Annotated in this window: 20 protein-coding genes; 7 read left to right on the forward strand and 13 right to left on the reverse strand. The window is 72.8% G+C overall.

Going from position 1 to position 16,008, the window contains the following annotated elements:
- Nucleotides 1-93 precede the first annotated feature (93 nt).
- From KBX26_RS23670 to ligD, 7 genes are all read right to left on the reverse strand, one after another.
- Nucleotides 94-258, reverse strand: coding sequence for a hypothetical protein (locus KBX26_RS23670; RefSeq protein WP_210866457.1), 165 nt, complete (start codon nucleotides 256-258; stop codon nucleotides 94-96).
- The gene (locus tag KBX26_RS23675; protein ID WP_030336216.1) at nucleotides 255-470 is read right to left on the reverse strand and encodes a helix-turn-helix transcriptional regulator; all 216 of its coding nucleotides are present in this window, start codon (nucleotides 468-470) and stop codon (nucleotides 255-257) included. Before KBX26_RS23675 ends, KBX26_RS23670 begins: the two co-directional genes overlap by 4 nt.
- Complete coding sequence (locus KBX26_RS23680; RefSeq protein ID WP_245233731.1) at nucleotides 470-904, reverse strand: DUF2975 domain-containing protein; 435 nt, start codon at nucleotides 902-904, stop codon at nucleotides 470-472. The genes KBX26_RS23675 and KBX26_RS23680 overlap by 1 nt, the downstream gene beginning before the upstream one ends.
- Nucleotides 905-992: 88 nt before the next feature.
- Nucleotides 993-1,625 (reverse strand): YdeI family protein, encoded by a 633-nt coding sequence (locus KBX26_RS23685; RefSeq protein WP_030336220.1) that lies wholly within the window; start codon nucleotides 1,623-1,625, stop codon nucleotides 993-995.
- On the reverse strand, nucleotides 1,622-2,251 hold the full coding sequence (locus KBX26_RS23690; protein WP_210866458.1) for a hypothetical protein: 630 nt from the start codon (nucleotides 2,249-2,251) through the stop codon (nucleotides 1,622-1,624). The genes KBX26_RS23685 and KBX26_RS23690 overlap by 4 nt, the downstream gene beginning before the upstream one ends.
- Before the next feature lie 250 nt (nucleotides 2,252-2,501).
- Entirely contained in the window at nucleotides 2,502-3,752 is a 1,251-nt protein-coding gene (locus KBX26_RS23695; protein WP_210866459.1) for an HNH endonuclease signature motif containing protein, read from the reverse strand.
- 274 nt (nucleotides 3,753-4,026) lie between these two features.
- Nucleotides 4,027-5,058 carry a non-homologous end-joining DNA ligase gene (gene ligD / locus KBX26_RS23700; RefSeq protein ID WP_210866460.1) on the reverse strand — a complete coding sequence of 344 codons (1,032 nt, stop codon included), beginning with the start codon at nucleotides 5,056-5,058 and terminating at the stop codon, nucleotides 4,027-4,029.
- 47 nt (nucleotides 5,059-5,105) lie between these two features.
- Here ligD and msrB point away from each other — a divergent pair, with 47 nt between their 5' ends.
- Nucleotides 5,106-5,510: a peptide-methionine (R)-S-oxide reductase MsrB gene (gene msrB, locus KBX26_RS23705; protein ID WP_030336225.1), complete on the forward strand. Its 405-nt coding sequence runs from the start codon at nucleotides 5,106-5,108 to the stop codon at nucleotides 5,508-5,510.
- A gap of 12 nt (nucleotides 5,511-5,522) precedes the next feature.
- On the opposite strand, the gene KBX26_RS23710 is transcribed toward msrB, so the two are convergent.
- The 3 genes from KBX26_RS23710 to KBX26_RS23720 all read right to left on the reverse strand — a co-directional run bounded on the left by KBX26_RS23710 (nucleotide 5,523) and on the right by KBX26_RS23720 (nucleotide 7,326).
- Nucleotides 5,523-6,131 (reverse strand): DUF305 domain-containing protein, encoded by a 609-nt coding sequence (locus tag KBX26_RS23710; protein ID WP_210866461.1) that lies wholly within the window; start codon nucleotides 6,129-6,131, stop codon nucleotides 5,523-5,525.
- A 63-nt stretch (nucleotides 6,132-6,194) separates the two neighbouring features.
- Nucleotides 6,195-6,941, reverse strand: coding sequence for a lytic polysaccharide monooxygenase (locus tag KBX26_RS23715; protein ID WP_210866462.1), 747 nt, complete (start codon nucleotides 6,939-6,941; stop codon nucleotides 6,195-6,197).
- Nucleotides 6,942-7,050: 109 nt separating this feature from the next.
- The gene (locus KBX26_RS23720) at nucleotides 7,051-7,326 is read right to left on the reverse strand and encodes an isoamylase early set domain-containing protein (RefSeq protein WP_030336230.1); all 276 of its coding nucleotides are present in this window, start codon (nucleotides 7,324-7,326) and stop codon (nucleotides 7,051-7,053) included.
- A 157-nt stretch (nucleotides 7,327-7,483) separates the two neighbouring features.
- Here KBX26_RS23720 and KBX26_RS23725 point away from each other — a divergent pair, with 157 nt between their 5' ends.
- From KBX26_RS23725 to KBX26_RS23740, 4 genes are all read left to right on the forward strand, one after another.
- The gene (locus tag KBX26_RS23725; protein WP_030336232.1) at nucleotides 7,484-7,744 is read left to right on the forward strand and encodes a hypothetical protein; all 261 of its coding nucleotides are present in this window, start codon (nucleotides 7,484-7,486) and stop codon (nucleotides 7,742-7,744) included.
- A 211-nt stretch (nucleotides 7,745-7,955) separates the two neighbouring features.
- Nucleotides 7,956-8,897, forward strand: coding sequence for a DMT family transporter (locus tag KBX26_RS23730; RefSeq protein WP_156057870.1), 942 nt, complete (start codon nucleotides 7,956-7,958; stop codon nucleotides 8,895-8,897).
- Nucleotides 8,898-8,921: 24 nt separating this feature from the next.
- The gene (locus KBX26_RS23735; RefSeq protein WP_030336235.1) at nucleotides 8,922-9,377 is read left to right on the forward strand and encodes a GNAT family N-acetyltransferase; all 456 of its coding nucleotides are present in this window, start codon (nucleotides 8,922-8,924) and stop codon (nucleotides 9,375-9,377) included.
- Between the two features lie 118 nt (nucleotides 9,378-9,495).
- Nucleotides 9,496-10,611, forward strand: a complete 1,116-nt coding sequence (locus KBX26_RS23740; protein ID WP_030336237.1) for a lytic polysaccharide monooxygenase — start codon at nucleotides 9,496-9,498, stop codon at nucleotides 10,609-10,611.
- A gap of 51 nt (nucleotides 10,612-10,662) precedes the next feature.
- Here the strand turns inward: KBX26_RS23740 and hemQ are convergent, their stop codons facing one another.
- From hemQ to hemE, 3 genes are read right to left on the reverse strand one after another with little or no spacing between them, the layout of a single operon-like run.
- Nucleotides 10,663-11,364: a hydrogen peroxide-dependent heme synthase gene (gene hemQ, locus KBX26_RS23745; RefSeq protein WP_030336238.1), complete on the reverse strand. Its 702-nt coding sequence runs from the start codon at nucleotides 11,362-11,364 to the stop codon at nucleotides 10,663-10,665.
- Nucleotides 11,361-12,773, reverse strand: a complete 1,413-nt coding sequence (gene hemG, locus KBX26_RS23750; protein ID WP_030336240.1) for a protoporphyrinogen oxidase — start codon at nucleotides 12,771-12,773, stop codon at nucleotides 11,361-11,363. The genes hemQ and hemG overlap by 4 nt, the downstream gene beginning before the upstream one ends.
- Nucleotides 12,774-12,778: 5 nt before the next feature.
- A complete protein-coding gene (hemE, locus tag KBX26_RS23755; RefSeq protein WP_210866463.1) occupies nucleotides 12,779-13,876 on the reverse strand; it encodes a uroporphyrinogen decarboxylase in 1,098 nt (365 codons plus the stop codon).
- 149 nt (nucleotides 13,877-14,025) lie between these two features.
- On the opposite strand from hemE, the gene KBX26_RS23760 reads away from it, so the two are divergent.
- On the forward strand, nucleotides 14,026-14,598 hold the full coding sequence (locus KBX26_RS23760) for a DUF3000 domain-containing protein (RefSeq protein ID WP_030336243.1): 573 nt from the start codon (nucleotides 14,026-14,028) through the stop codon (nucleotides 14,596-14,598).
- Nucleotides 14,599-14,693: 95 nt separating this feature from the next.
- Nucleotides 14,694-16,008, forward strand: a 1,315-nt coding sequence (locus KBX26_RS23765; protein WP_210866464.1) for a ribonuclease D, incomplete at its 3' end; no start/stop codon positions are given.

Here is a 16,008-nt window from a genome sequence, read left to right on the forward strand (position 1 = left end):
TCAAGACAGGCCACCTACCGGGAAAGGTTCGCGCCCGTTACTTGATCGTTATTACGGGAGGGTCGGCCGAAGCCGGGCGGCTAGCTGTAATGCCTAGCTGCCGCGTCGAACGTTGCGGATGCCGAACACCACCGCGCCGATCACCAGCAGGACGCCGATGCCCTGCAGGCCCGGGGAGTCGTCGGCCCCGCCGAGCACGACGGCGGCGACGCCGAGCGCCACCCCGAGGACCGCGGCAGCGATCAGGGCGTACCTCATGGGGTTTCCTCCTCCACCCACTCGAGCAGGTCTCCGGGCTGGCAGTCGAGCACCCGGCACATCGCTTCCAGGGTGCTGAACCGGACGGCCTTGGCGCGGCCGTTCTTGAGCACCGCCACGTTGGCCGGCGTGAGCCCGACGCGCTCGGCGAACTCACCGACGCTCATCTTGCGTTTGGCCAACTCGACGTCGATGCGGACGACGATGGGCATCAGATCACCGCTTCCATGTCGCTGCGCAGCGTGGTGGCCTGCCGCAGCAGCGCACGCATCACCACCATGAGGAGCCCCAGCACGGTGACGCCCACCGTCAGGAGGAAGAGCAGGAGGGGTAGTCCCGGGTCGTCCGCGTTGAAGCCGACCCAGAGGAAGACGCCCACCAGCACCACCCAGGCGGCGGCGATGGCCCACACGATGGCGTCCACCCACTTGAGCGACGCCTCGGTGAAGATGCGGTCGCTCTTGACCAGGCTGAGCAACTGCCACGTCGCGACGATGACCACCTGGACGCAGAGCACCCAGAACACCGTCACGGCGGTCGCCGGCCAGCGCAGGTGGGCGTCCTGCGGCGACTGCTCAGCCATGTACGCGAACTGGCCGGGCAGCGAGAGGGTCTGGAACACGACCAGCACCCCGAACAGCACCACGAGAAAGACTCTGAGAGCGGCAACCGCTCGATGCTCAGTAACCATGCATCGAGTTTCGCTCGCTACCTATCGAAAGTCAATCGGTTCGTCAGTTGCCGCCTGTTGCGCCGGGCGCGTCGGCCGCCGAGGACGGCCTGGCCTTCTGCGGGTAGAACGCCTCGTGTCGGGCCAACATGGCGACGAAGTCGACGATCTTCCGCTCGCGAGTCTCCGCCCGCTTGACCGCGTTGAGGCGGTGAATGAGGGCGAACCGGTTGGCCTTGGTGAGCACGTCGAACATGGCCTGCGCAGCGGGTTCGGCGGCGATCGCGGCGAGGAGGTCGGCCGGCACCTCGGCCTCCGACGGCGGGGCGTACGCCGCCGCCCACCGACCGTCCGCCTTCGCCGCATCCACCGCGGCCCGACCCGGTGGCAGCATCCGTCCCTGTTCCTCCAGCCGGGCAACGTTCGCCACGTTGCGTTGCGACCACGAGCTGCGGGACCGGCGCGGGGTGAACCGGATCCACGAGGACCCCTCGTCCCGCTTACGGGCCTGCCCGTCGATCCAGCCGAAGCACAGGCCCTCGTCGACCGCCTGCTGCCAGGTCACCGTCGTGACCGTGCCGCCCTTTTTGGTCAGCGCGAGCCAGACACCGGGCGACGAGGCGTGGTTCGCCGACAACCAGGCGCGCAGCGCGTCGGCGTCAGCGACGATCAGCTCGTCCAGCTCAGCGCTCGTCATGCCGGCAGGCTAACCCCCGGGTCTGACAGTCGGTGCCCGCCGTGGGACTCGACCAACGCGTCCGCCACCACGTCGGCGTCGGCGTCGGCCACCTGCGCCGGGTACTCCGGCAGCAGGTCGTCCCAGGCGACCAGCCACGACCCGAACAACTGGGCCTGCCCCTCCGGCCGAGCGAAGAACCAGATGTGCAGGTGGGCGCCGCCGTCGCCGAAGCGGTAGACGTGGGCGCGTGAGATGTGCGGCAGCGCCTGCACGTGGCGGACGATGCGGGTGCTCAACAACCCCAGCTCGGCGGCCAACTCGTCGGGCAGGTCCGCCATGTCGTAGTGCTCGCGCGGCAACAGCATGAGCACCAGCGGGACACCCACACCCTCGATCCGGGTCAGCCGCCACCGCTCGTTGAACCAGATCCCTTCGTCCCGCTTGCGGCAGGCGTCGCAGTCTGACGGATCCTCGCCGTGGCGCGGCGGCTCGGGGAGCACCGGCGGCCGCAGCGGCGCCACGCGAAGTCCGTCCGGCTCGAACGGACTGATCTCCCACCCGGTCATGCGCGCCAGGGGAAGGCGGCGCTCGTCGTCCGCGGCGGCAACCGCGTGGTCGTAGAACTCATCCGGTCGCATGGCCATGCGACACAGGCTAGTCGACAAGATCCACATTGGTACGACGAGAGCTACGTGGCCCGACGGCGGGCCGTCGCCGAGTGGCAGCCCACCGAAGACGCCCCACCTCCCGACCGCCGTGCCGACTGGCGGCACCGGGTCGGGCTCCGTTCGATGGTGGCAGTCGGTCGGCCTCCGTTCGATGGTGGATGCCGGTCGGCCGCCGTTCGGCGATGGCAGCCGGTCGGCCTCCGTTCGGCGGTGGCAGTCGGTCGGCCTATGTTCGTTGGTGGTAGTGGTTGCGGCGCGGAATCTGGTCTGGATCGAGCCAGGCCGGCGGCACGAACTCGGGGTGTCCGTTGCCGCCCAGCCGGACCAACCAGTCGGTCTGGTGGATGTGCCGGTGGTGGTGGCCGCAGAGCAGCACCGCGTTGTCGAGGCTGGTCGGGCCCCCGTCGGCCCAGTGCCGGATGTGGTGGGCGGCGCACCAGCGGGGTGGCCGGTCGCAGCCGGGGAAGGCGCAGCCGCCATCGCGAAGCACCAGGGCCCGGCGCAGGGGGCCGGTGACAAGGCGACGCTGTCGGCCCACGTCGAGCACCTGCCCGGCGCCGCCGAGCACGGCGGGCAGGATGGCCGCGTCGCATGCGAGTTGGCGCACCGTGTCGGGGGTGAGCCGCAGGCCGACGTCGAGGGTCCCGCCACCCACCTGCCGTGCCAGCCCGTCGTAGTCGATGGTGACGACGAGTTGGGCGGGGTCGCCGCCGTTCTCGGGCAGCTCGCCGGTGCGCAGCGCCAGCCGACACACGTCCGCGAGGGCGTCGTGGCGGCGCTGCCCGGCACAGCGGGTGTCGTCGGGGCCGGCGGGCGCGCTGAGTGGGTCGATGACGGCACGCAACAGTGCTGCGGCCTCCGCGTCGAGGGTGCCGCTGAGCCGTAGCCGCCCGCCGGCCTGCTCGGAGATGGTGACGTGTCGGTCGCGGGTGGCCCGGGCGGCCTCGGCGGCCAGGGCCGCTGCGGCGGCAGCGTCGGCGAGGTCGGGAGCGACGTGGTCGAGGATGCGGGTGCCGAGTTTGCGGAGCAGGGTGGGGTCGAACTGCCTGGCCCACTCGACCAGCACACCGACGGCCTTGTCGGCCACCTCGGAGCCCGCCGACGCCGTCACCGTGGCGGCCGTCTCGGCGATGACCCGGGCCTGCTCCACGCTGACCGCCCCGCTCGCCAGGGCGTCACGCACCGCGGGTGGCGCAACGTCGATCGAAGCCGCGAGGCCGACCAGCCGACGCGCGGCCGAGACATCGAGACGTAGCCGCTCGCGCAACCACACCGCTGTGGAGGACGCGCCCTGCGCCAGCGCGACGCCGCGCCCGTCCAACTCCCGGACGACCGCCAACTGCACCGCCGCCAGCCGCTGCTGCAACCGGTGCGTGGCGTCGAGCGCCGCGATGAGATCGCGCTCGGAGAGGGCCCAGGCGGCAGCGTCGGCACAGCTCACCACTGCCGCCTCGGCCCGCACCAACTCATCGATCACATACAAACTCTAGAACAGGTGTACGACAAAAATTCGGCCGTCACAGACGTGCGGAACCACCGGCGCAGGCGCCGCACGGAATGCCTGTCGCCAAGATCCGCACAACATCAGCGATGTTGCTGTCTCCCACCCACCGGAGGCAGCAACATCGGGAAAGTTGCTCGAACCTTGGCGCGACGCGGTGCAAGGCGGCGCGGAGGGCGCGGCGCAAGGCGGGGCGGCGCAAGGCCGGGGCGGCGCGCGGAAGGCCCGCTGGCCCCACCCGGGAAACCCGTCAGGGACCGTCGGGGGTGCGCTTGGCGCGGCTGGGCTGCACCCGCTTGGGTTCGCCGGGCATCTTCGGGTGGTCCGGCGGGTACGGCAGGTCGCCCTGGCCGGCGGCGGCGTCGCGCTCGGCCCACTCCAGCAGCGGGGTGATGTCCCACGGTGTGTCGTCGATGCCGGCGTGCGGGTCACCGCGCTCGGCGAGCCGCGCCGGGACGGTGCGCAGGTCGAAGTCGTCCGGGTCGACGTCGGGCAGCTCGTCCCAGGTGACCGGGGTCGAGACGGTGGCCCGCGCGTTGGCCCGCAGCGAGTACGCGCAGGCGATCGTCCGGTCCCGCGCCATCTGGTTGAAGTCGACGAACACCCGGGTGCCGCGCTCCTCCTTCCACCAGGCGGTGGTGACCAGGTCGGGGTTGCGGCGCTCCACCTCCCGGGCCAGCGCGATGGTGGCCCGGCGCACCTCGGTGAACGTCCAGCGGGGTTGGATGCGCAGGTAGACGTGCACGCCCCGGCCACCGGAGGTCTTCGGCCAACCGGTCGCGCCCAGCTCGTCGAGGAGCGCACGGACCTCCCCGGCGGCCCGGGCCGCGTCGGCGAAGTCGGTGCCGGGCTGCGGATCCAGGTCGATGCGCAGCTCGTCGGGACGGTCGACGTCGGCGGCCCGCACCGGCCACGGGTGGAAGACGATGGTGCCCATCTGCGCCGCCCAGGCCACGTGCGCGAGGTCGACCGGGCACAGCTCCGCCGCGCTCCGGCCGCTCGGGAAGGTGATCTGGGCGGTCGTCACCCACGGCGGAACCCCTCGGGTGGGCACCCGCTTCTGGAAGAACGCCTCGCCCTCGACGCCCTCGGGGAAGCGTTGCAGGGTGGTCGGCCGGTCCCGCAGGGCGCGCATGATCCCGTCGCCGACCGCGAGGTAGTAGTGGAAGACGTCCGCCTTGGTGAACCCCCGCTGCGGGAAGATCACCCGATCCGGACTGCTCAGTCGGACGGTGTGCCCGGCCACCTCGATCTCGGCGGCCGTGGCCTTGGTGCCACCCATCCCGCGACCTTATGCCACGCCCCCGACGTTCGACGTACCGTTGACGGGTGAGTCTTGACGACAACGAGCTGCCCCGTACCGACGAAGAGTGGCGGGTCCGGCTGACCCCCGAGGAGTTCCACGTCCTGCGGGAGGCCGGCACCGAACGCCCGTGGACAGGCGAGTACGTGGACACGAAGACCCAGGGGGTCTACCACTGCCGCGCCTGTGGGCTGGAGCTGTTCTCCAGCGACACCAAGTTCGACTCGCACTGTGGCTGGCCGAGCTTCGACGACGCCATCCCGGGCCGGGTCAAGGAGATCGAGGACCGCAGCCTCGGCATGGCCCGCACGGAGATCCGCTGCGCCCGCTGCGACAGCCACCTCGGGCACGTCTTCCACGGCGAGGGTTTCACCCCGAAGGACACCCGGCACTGCGTCAACTCGGTCTCCATCAAGCTGGAACCCCGCTGACCACGGAGCCACTCACTGCCTACCCCTGAGCAGCTCGATCTCGGCGGTCCGGGACTGTTCGACGCGCCGGGCCAGGTCGCGGACCCGGTCGTCGCGGCCGACGTCGACGTGGGATCGGGCCAGGTCGGCGGCCGATCGCTGGTGGTCGGCGAGCACCTCGCGCAACACCCGGTCGACGTCCGCGTCCGGCGCGGTCCGCAGCCGGTCGAGCGCGGCGTCATCGCCGTGCCCGTCGTGGTGGTGTGCCGCCGCGCTGGCGCCCGGCCCGGCCGTGGCCAGCCAGCCGCGCATCGTGGTCAGCTCGTCGGCCTCGGTCGCCTCGATGGCGGCGGCCAGGGTGCGCAGCGCATCGTCGCGCAGCCGCTCCCGGGCCAGCCGGACGATCTGCAGGGTGCGTTCGCTGTGCCCGACCATGGTGCTGAGGAACACCACGTCGATCCCGCTCATCGCGGCCCCGTCGGTCGACGATCCGACGCCCGCGGACCCGGCCGGCGCTGAGCTGGCCGGGGACGCGGGGGCCGGCTGCGGCACTGCCGACGGACTCGACGTGGGTGATCCGGCGCACGCTCCGCTGAGCAGCAGAGCGGCGACGAGGGACGCCAGTGGGGTACGGCGGGGCATGCCGATGCTCCGTTCACGCGAGGGTGGCGACACGGGTGCGACCGACCGGCCGCACCCGTGCGGTCAGACCTGGAGCCAGAGCGCCGGTACGTTCGGCGGCTCCCAGCCCGCGATCGCGGTGTGCGCCTGCCGGCAGCGGTACGTCGCTCCGCCGTAGGTGACCTGGTCGCCGACCTGGTACGCCCGACCGGCCGCCCAGGTGCCGCCCTGCGCGGGTGGAGTGGTCGGCGTGGGGGTCGGGGTGGGCCGTGGGGTCGCCGGGGGGGTGGGTGTGGGAGTGGGGGTGGGGTTCGTCCCGCCGCCGCCGATCTGCACGTCGATGCAGGAGTAGAAGGCGTTCGCCGTGTCGGAGATGTTCCACACCGCGAGGATCTTCTGCCGGCCGGTGAAGCCGCCGAGGTTGACGTTGTGCGAGACGGTGGCGCCGGGCTGCTGACCGTTGCCGTTGACCACGCCGACGCGGGTGTTGCCGATCCAGTACTCCCAGTTGCTGGTGGCGTGCCGGGCGGTGTTCACCCAGGTGAAGGTCAGCGAGCTGCCCACCGAGGTGGCCGGCCAGCCCCGACTGTCGTCGTTGAGGACAGCGAACTGGGCGATTCCGGCGTTGCAGCTGCGCAGACCCTTGGGCCCTTCGACGCTCTGCGGCTCGTACTTGATCTGCCCGCAGTCGGGCACCCGGCCCTGCGCGCAGAGCGCCTGCCGGCTCGGTGGGGCGGAGACGTAACCGTGCGCCTGCGCGGGGGCGGCGACGGTCAGGGTGGCGGCGACGGCGCCCGCCGCCACCAGCGGAACAGTGATTCTTCGACGCATCGGGGCAGCTCCTTCTCCAGGTGCGGTGAGGTGCCCCTCAACGTAATTTAAACATTGTTAACAGTAAAGACTCTCATCGATAAATACATCGATGGTGACGGTTTTCTTCTCAGAGCCGCAGCAGGCTGCCCCGGTCGTCGACCTGATCGGCGGACTCGTCGTCCAACCAGACGCCGCCGGTGCCGAGGTACCGGAACCGGTGCTCCCCCGGCGGCAGTTTCACCGTCACCGTCCTGGTGCCGTCGCGGCGGGCCACCAACTCGTGTCGACCCGGCTCCCAGCCGTTGAAGGAGCCGACGACGCTCACCGGGCCGGGCGGGACGTCACGGGGCAGGCAGAAGGTGACCCGGGTCTGGTTGCCGAAGAGCCTGTTGCGCTTGATCACGGTGATCCTCCGGGGGTCGCGGCGGTTCACCAGGCACAACGGGCAACACGCCGACGCCGACACGCCGCCACCCGGGTCAGGCGTCGACGTTCCGCCGCGCGCCCCGACAGCCCTGGGGGATTCTGTAGGCACTTGTCCACGTAACGGAGGTTTTTCGGTGGCAACCTGCGAGGTCTGCGGCAACGACTACTGGATGGCGTTCGAGGTGCACACCGTCAGCGGCGACGTGCACACCTTCGACTCGTTCGAATGCGCGATCCACCGGATGGCACCCATCTGCGAGCACTGCCAGGTCAAGATCGTCGGGCACGGTGTCGAGGTCAACGGCCGCTTCTTCTGCTGCGCGCACTGCGCCCGCGCCGTCGAGGGCGCGGTGGGCGCGGAGGTCCGCGACGCCGTCGGCGCCCGCCCGGCCTGACCGCGCCAAACCGGCCGCGGGTCAGCCGGGTCACCAGACTGGGGTACGGTCGTCGCCATGCGACCGTTTCTGGGCGTCCTGCCCCCGCCGCGCTCCTGAGCGGAGCGCCGCGCCTCTCGCCGACCGGGTGACCTGACCCCGCTCGGCCATCCTGTCGTACGCGCTCCGTCGACGTCGTCCCCGTCAACGGCTCACCCTTCGGAGCGCTCCCGTGTCCATCACCCGTACCCCGTTGCCGGCCGCCTCGGCCGCCCGCCACGCCGCCCGCAGCGGCCTGATCCAGATCACCGTCACCGGCGTGCTGTGGGGCACCACCGGCGTGGCGGTGCAACTCCTGCGCGAGGGCACCGGGCTCAGCCCGGTGAGCATCGGCTTCCACCGCCTCGCCATCGCCGCGCTCGTGCTGCTGGCCTGCACCGCCGGCCGGCTCCGCACGATCGTGTCCACGCTGCGCGCCGCACCCGTACCGCTGCTGCTCACCGGCGTCGGCCTCGGCCTCTACCAGGCGCTCTACTTCGCCGCCGTGGCCTGGGCCGGCGTCAGCGTGGCCACCATCGTCAGCCTGGGCCTGGCCCCGGTGCTCGCCGCCGCCTGGGAGTCGGTGCAGGCCCGCCGGCTCCCCGGCCCGCTGCGCCTCGGCACGCTGGTCGCGGCGGTGGCCGGCCTCGTCCTGATCACCGGCGCCACCGGGCAGCCCGGCGCGGCGGCGCCCGCCCCGCTGCTCGGCCTGCTCGCGGCGGCCGGCTCCGGCCTCGGGTACGCGGTGACCACCCTGATCAGCCGCCAGGTGTCGCAGCGCACCGCGCCGATGACCCTGACCACCATCTCCACGGTGGTCGGCGCGCTGACCCTGGCGCCGTTCGCCTTGGTCGCCGGGGTCGGCCTGCCGGTACGCCTGGACACCGTGGCGCTGCTGCTGCACCTCGGCGTGGTCACCACGGCGGTCGCGTACGCGTTGTTCTACGCCGGACTGCGCACCACCCCGGGCAGCGTCGCGGCCGTGCTGACGCTGCTCGAACCGCTCACCGCCGCGGCGCTCGCGGTGGCGCTGCTGCGCGAACCGCTTCCCCTGCCGGTGATCGTCGGCGGCGTCCTGCTGCTCACCGCCGTGGCCGCCACCTACCTCGCGCCCGACCGGGCGGACAGCAGGTGAAACCGCCCGACCTACGATCGGTGGATGCCCCAGCAGACCACCGAGGTCCGGACGGCCTCCTTCGCCGACCTGAACACCCGCACCTTCCACGACCTGCTCAAGCTGCGCATCGACGTGTTCGTGGTGGAGCAGAACTGCCCGTACCCGGAGCTCGACGGGCGCGACGTCGAGCCGGGCACCCGCCACCTCTGGCTCACCGACGGCGGCGCGCCGCTGGCGTACCTGCGGATTCTGGCCGACCCGGACGGCACCGCCCGGATCGGTCGGGTGGTGGTGGCCCCGGCGGCGCGCGGCGGCGGACACGCCGGCCGGCTGATGAGCGCGGCGCTGGAGGTGGTGGGCAACCGGCGGTGCGTGCTGGAGGCCCAGTCGCACCTGGTCGGGTTCTACGCCCGGCACGGCTTCGCGGTCAGCGGCCCCGAGTACGTCGAGGACGGCATCCCGCACACGCCGATGCGACGCGAACCCATTGACGTGTGACGATCAAAATGGCATCGTGCCGGGTAGCGCCGTCGCGGGAGCCAGCGATGAGGCCTGGGAGTGGGCAACTCCCGGCGATCCGGGTGTCGACGTCCGACCTCATCCCCCCGGGGGCTCCATGTCCACTCTCACCCGATCACGACGCGTGCTCTGGCTGTTCGCCATCGTGGCGACCACCACGCTCCTGTTGACGACCGCACTGACCACCGTGCTGACCAGGCCCGCCTCGGCGCACGGTTCGGTCGTCGACCCGGCCTCGCGCAACTACAGCTGCTGGCAGCGGTGGGGCGGCGACTTCCAGAACCCTCGGATGGCCACCGAGGACCCGATGTGCTGGCAGGCCTGGCAGGCCGACCCGGCCGCCATGTGGAACTGGAACGGCCTGTTCCGCGAGGGCGTGGGGGGCAACCACCAGGCCGCCGTCCCCGACGGCCAGCTGTGCAGCGGCGGACGCACCCAGAGCCCCCGCTACAACGCGCTGGACACCGTCGGCGCCTGGAAGACCACGGCGGTGTCGAACAACTTCCGGCTGCGCTTCTTCGACCAGGCCAGTCACGGAGCCGACTACATCCGGGTGTACGTGACCAAGCAGGGCTTCAACTCCGCCACCCAACCGCTGGGCTGGGGCAACCTGGAGTTGGCGGGCCAGATCGGCAACACCCCGGCCTCGCAGTGGGACCCGGACACCGGTGGCGTCTCGATCCAGATCCCGGTCAGCGCGCCCGGACGCACCGGGCGGCACATCGTCTACACCGTCTGGCAGGCCAGCCACTTCGACCAGTCGTACTACCTGTGCAGCGACGTCGACTTCGGCGGCGGCTCGACCACCCCGCCGCCGACCACTCCCCCGCCGACGACCCCGCCGCCCACCACCCCGCCGCCGACGACCCCGCCGCCGACGACCCCGCCGCCGAGCACCCCGCCGCCGGCCGGTGCCTGCACGGCGACGTACCAGGTCACCGGTCAGTGGTCCGGTGGCTTCCAGGCCGACGTGAAGGTGACCGCCGGTGGTTCACCCACCCGGGGCTGGTCGGTCACCTGGAACTACGCCAACGGCCAGCAGGTCACGTCGTCGTGGAACGCGACGGTCAGCAGCAGCGGCACGCAGGTCACCGCGCGCAACGCCGCGCACAACGGCACCCTCGCCGCCGGAGCGAGCACCACGTTCGGATTCCTCGGCTCGTGGAACGGCAGCAACCCGGTTCCGCTGGTCTCCTGTACGACGACCAGTTGACCCCCGTCCGGCGCCGCACCCGGGCGGGGGTGCGGCGCCGGCCGGCGGGCGTCAGACCAGGCAGTTGACGATCTCGGCCACCGAGCGGCGGCGGCCGGTGTAGAACGGGACCTCTTCGCGGACGTGCCGGCGGGCGCCGGAGGCGCGCAGGTCCCGCATCAGGTCGACGATCCGGTGCAGTTCGTCGGCCTCGAAGGCGAGCATCCACTCGTAGTCACCGAGCGCGAACGAGGCGACAGTGTTGGCCCGCACGTCCGGGTAGCCACGGGCCATCTTCCCGTGCTCGGCCAGCATCTCGCGCCGCTCGGCGTCGGGCAGCAGGTACCACTCGTACGAGCGGACGAACGGGTACACACAGATGTAGGCGCGGGCCTCCTCGCCGGCCAGGAACGCCGGGATGTGGCTCTTGTTGAACTCCGCCGGCCGGTGCAGTGCCATCTGCGACCACACCGGCGTCAGCGCCCGCCCCAGCGTGGTGCGACGCAACCGCAGGTACGCGTCCTGCAACGCGTCACTGGACGCGGAGTGCCACCAGATCATCACGTCCGCGTCGGCGCGCAGCCCGGAGACGTCGTACACGCCCCGGACCACCACGTCCTTGCCGGCCAACTCCTCGAAGAGGGACTCGACCTCGCCGGTGACGTTGTCCCGCAGCGACGGCAGCGGGGCGCTGGCCCGGAACACGGACCACATGGTGTAGCGGATGCTGTCGTTCAGCTCCCGCAACCGGGCCGCGTTGGTCTGCTCGGTCATCTCGCCGATCCTCCCAGTGCTGTGATGATCTCCTCGGCCGCCGTCTCGCCGGAGCGGACGCAGACCGGGATACCGACGCCGTCGTAGCCGGCGCCGGCGAGGGCCACTGTGGGGTGCGCGGCCCGCAACGCCGTCCGCGCGGCGGCGAGCCGGTCGGCGTGCCCCGGCGCGTACTGCGGCAGGGCCCCGCCCCACCGCTGCACGTGCCCGTCGACCGGGGCGGGTAGCGGGGTGCCGAGCACCGCCGACAGCTCGCGGTGCACGGTGGCCGCCAGGTCCGCGTCCGGGCGCTGAAGCTGCGACTCCTCGCCGTACCGGCCCACCGAGGCGCGCACCACCGCCAACCCGTCCGGCCGGCGCAGGTGCCCCCACTTGGTGGTGAAGAACGTCGCCGCCTTGATCAGCAACCCCTCGGTGCTCGGCACCAGGAAGCCGGACAGCTCGGGCAGGCGCGGCTGCGGCAACGCCATGGTGACCAGCGCGACGCTCGCGTAGTCCAACGCGCCGACGCCCGCCGCCACCGCCGGCGCCGCCCCGGCGAGCAGCCGGGCGGCCGGTCGCGCCGGCACCGCCAGCACCACGGCGTCCACGTCCACCAGCTCCGGGTCCCGGGTCGGGCCGACGGTGAGCCGCCAACCGGTGCCGGTCGCTGTCAGCTCACGCACGGCGGCGTCGCGCCGTACCGTCGCGCCGCTGGCCGTCACCGCGGCCTCGACCAGGGTGCTCAGCCCGCCGACCAGGGTGCCGAAGACCGGGGCGCCGGGCACCCGCGGCGCGGCGGCCTGCGCGGCCCGGACCGCGCCGACCAGGGTGTGCTCCACCCGGGCCGTCCGGGCCAGCGCCGGCATCGTGGTGACCAGGGACAGATCGTCGGCGCGGCCCGCGTACACGCCGCCCAGCATCGGGTCGACCAGCCGATCGACCACCTCGTCCCCGAAGCGGGACCGGACCAGCGCACCGACCGAGACGTCCTCGTCCGGCCCGACCAGCGGCCGGCCACCGTCGGTGTCGGCGTCCGCGGCCGGGCGGGCGACGGTGGCCACCCGATCCAGATCCCCGGGTACGCCCACCAGGGTGCCGCCCGGGATGGGGCGCAGCCCTCCGTCGACGACCAGCGCGGCCTGCCCCACCGTGGGGTGCACGATCCTCTCGGCCAGCCCGAGCCGGCGGGCCAACGCCACCGCCGCGCTCTCGGCGCCCGTCGGGTCGCGCATCAGGAACGACTCCGCGCCGAACTCCACCGGCTGACCGGCCAGTTCCCCGGTACGCAGCTTGCCGCCCAGCGCGCCGGACTGCTCGTACACGGTGATCTCGGTGCCGGCCGGTGCGCGGTCGCGCAAGCGGACCGCGGCGGCCAGCCCGGCGATCCCGCCGCCGACCACCGCCACCCGCCAGGGCTGCCGCGTCACGTTTCTCAGCCCTGGTCGGCTCGGCGGCTGGACAGTTCGTGCACCAGCGCGACCACCCGGGTCAGCACCTCCGGATCGGTCTCCGGCAGCACCCCGTGGCCGAGGTTGAACACGTGCCCGGGGGCCGCCCGGCCCTGCTCCAGGATGCGGCGCACCTCGGCCTCCACGACCGGCCACGGCGCGAGCAGCACGCACGGGTCCAGGTTGCCCTGCACCGCCTTGTCCGGGCCGATGCGGCCGGTGGCCACGTCCAGCGGCGTCCGCCAGTCGACGCCGACCACGTCCGCGCCGGCCTCGCCCATCGCGCCGAGCAGCTCGGCGGTGCCCACCCCGAAGTGGATCCGCGGCACCCCGGCGGACGCCAACCCGCTCAGCACGGCTGTCGAGTGCGGCAACACGAAACGGCGGTAGTCGGCCTCGGAGAGCGCGCCGGCCCACGAGTCGAACAGCTGCACGGCGGACACCCCGGCCTCGATCTGCACCCGCAGGAACGCCAGCGTCACCTCGGCCAGCCGGGCGCAGAGCGCGTGCCACAGCTCGGGGTCGCCGTACATCAGGGCCTTGGTCTTCGCGTGGGTGCGCGACGGCCCGCCCTCGACCAGGTAGCTGGCCAGCGTGAACGGCGCGCCGGCGAACCCGATCAGCGGGGTGTCGCCCAGCTCGACCACCAACTGCCGAACGGCCTCGTCCACGTACGGGACGTCGTCGCGGATGATCGGGCGGATCCGCTCCACGTCGGCGGCGGTGCGGATCGGCTCGGCGACGACCGGGCCGGTGCCCGGCACGATGTCCAGGTCGATCCCGGCCGCGGCGACGGGCACCACGATGTCGCTGAACAGGATGGCCGCGTCCACCCCGTGCCGGCGCACCGGCTGGAGGGTGATCTCGGTGACCAGCTCCGGACGACGGCAGGACTCCAGCATCGGCACGCTCGCCCGGATCTCCCGGTACTCCGGCAGGGAGCGGCCGGCCTGGCGCATGAACCAGACGGGCGTGTGCGGGCCGGGGCGGCGACGACAGGCCCGGATGAAGGGCGAGTCGGCTGGTCCGCCGGGGCGTGGGTCTCCGTCTCGGGCGACAGTGCCCGTGGTGTCCGTGCTCATCGCCGCAATCGTGCCACGCCCACCAGCCCCAACCGGGTGGGGGTGAGAGGAAGGGCACCGTTCCTTACCCCCGAACCGGCGTGGGGGCCCCTCGGTGAGCGTCGGCGCGCCGTCGAAGCGGCGGGCGGACGTCGGCATAGGCTGCCACCATGGCCCCCCCGATCGCGCTCCCGGAGACGTTCGCCCGCGCGGTCGCCGGGCTGCGGTCGGCCGCCCCCCGGCCGGAGATCACCCTGGAGGAGGTCGGCGCTCCCCAGCGGCTGGCCCCGTACGCGTTCGCGCTCTCCGCGACGGTGCTGCGCGACGACGACGAGGTGGCGACCGGTCGGCTGATCCTGCTGCACAACCCGGCCGGGCACGAGGCGTGGCAGGGCACCCTGCGGCTGGTCACCTACGTGACCGCCGAGTTGGAGGTCGACCTGGCCGCCGACCCGCTGCTGCCCGGGGTCGGCTGGACGTGGCTGACCGACGCGTTGGACGCCCAGGACGCCGGCCACCGCGCGATCGGCGGGACGGTGACGCAGACCATGTCGACCCGGTTCGGCGATCTTGCCGGGCCACCGACCATCGGTGACATCGAGATCCGCGCGTCCTGGACGCCGGTCGACGACGACCTGACCCCGCATCTGCTCGGCTGGTGCGCGCTGCTCGCCTCCACCGCCGGCCTCCCCCCGCCCGGTGTCACCGCCCTCTCCGACCGGCGTCCGGCCGGCGCGGCCTGATGGTCGGCATGCGGCTGGCAACTTTGCGGACACCTGGCCGACACACGCCGGACCGGCTGCACCCACCGGATCTCCGCGCGCACTAGGGTTGTCAGGTGACCGACGAACCACCCCTGCGCCGTCGGCCCACCGAGGAACTTCCGGGAAACGCGCCCCAGCACCCGCCGTCGGCCCAGCCGCAGCCGGCGGGCGAGGGGGCTGACCCGGCCGACGGTGGGCCAGTTCCGCTGACCGCCCCGCGTGACGGCACCCCCGATCCGGTGGCCGCCCCGGCCCAGCTCGCCGAGGTCGTGGCCCGCTTCGCGGCGGGCACCGGCCCGGTCGCCCTGGACGCCGAACGCGCTTCCGGCTACCGCTACAGCCAACGCGCGTACCTGGTGCAGCTGCGCCGGGCCGGTTCGGGCACGGCGCTGATCGACCCGCTGCCGCTGCCCGACCTCAGCGCGCTGGACGCGGTGATCGGTGAGGCCGAGTGGGTTCTGCACGCGGCCAGCCAGGATCTTCCCTGCCTGGCCGAGGTGGGGCTGCGCCCGCGCCGACTGTTCGACACCGAACTGGCGGCCCGGCTGGCCGGTTTCGAACGCGTCGGGCTGGCCGCGCTCACCGAGCAGCTGCTCGGGTTCACCCTGGAGAAGCACCACTCGGCGGCCGACTGGTCGAGCCGACCGCTGCCCGAGTCGTGGCTGACGTACGCCGCCCTCGACGTGGAGCTGCTCACCGACCTGCGGGACGCGCTCGACGCGGAGTTGACCCGGCAGGGCAAGTCGGCCTGGGCCGCGGAGGAGTTCGCCGCGCTGGTCCGCACCGGGGCCCGCCCGCCCCGGGTGCGCGCGGAGCCGTGGCGGCGCACCTCGGGCATCCACCGGCTGCGGGGGGCGCGGGCCCAGGCCCGGGTCCGCTCGATGTGGTACGCCCGGGACCAGATCGCGGCCCGGCGGGACGCCGCTCCCGGGCGGGTGTTGCCCGACTCGGCGATCATCGCCGCGGCGGAGCTGGACCCGAAGGACGAGAAGACCCTGCTGACCCTGCCCGGCTTCGGTGGTCGGTCGGTCCGTCGGCTGGCCCGCACCTGGCTGGCCGCGCTCGACGACGCCCGGCAGCTGCCGGAGGATTCCCTGCCGGTCTCGCCGGCGGTGGAGGGCCCGCCTCCGCCGCACCGGTGGGCCGAACGGGACCCGGTGGCGGCGGGTCGGCTGGCCCGTTGCCGGGAGGTCGTGATCCGCATCGCCGGTGAGCACAACCTGCCGCCGGAGAACCTGATCACTCCGGACTCGATCCGCCGGTTGGCCTGGACCCCACCGGAGGAGATCACCCCGGAGTCGGTGGCGGAGACCCTGCGCGGCCTCAACGCCCGCGAGTGGCAGATCAACCTCCTCACCCCCGACCTGACCGAAGCCCTGACCCCCACCC

The sequence above is a fragment of the Micromonospora sp. C97 genome (assembly GCF_018070385.1).
Classification (GTDB): domain Bacteria; phylum Actinomycetota; class Actinomycetes; order Mycobacteriales; family Micromonosporaceae; genus Micromonospora; species Micromonospora parva.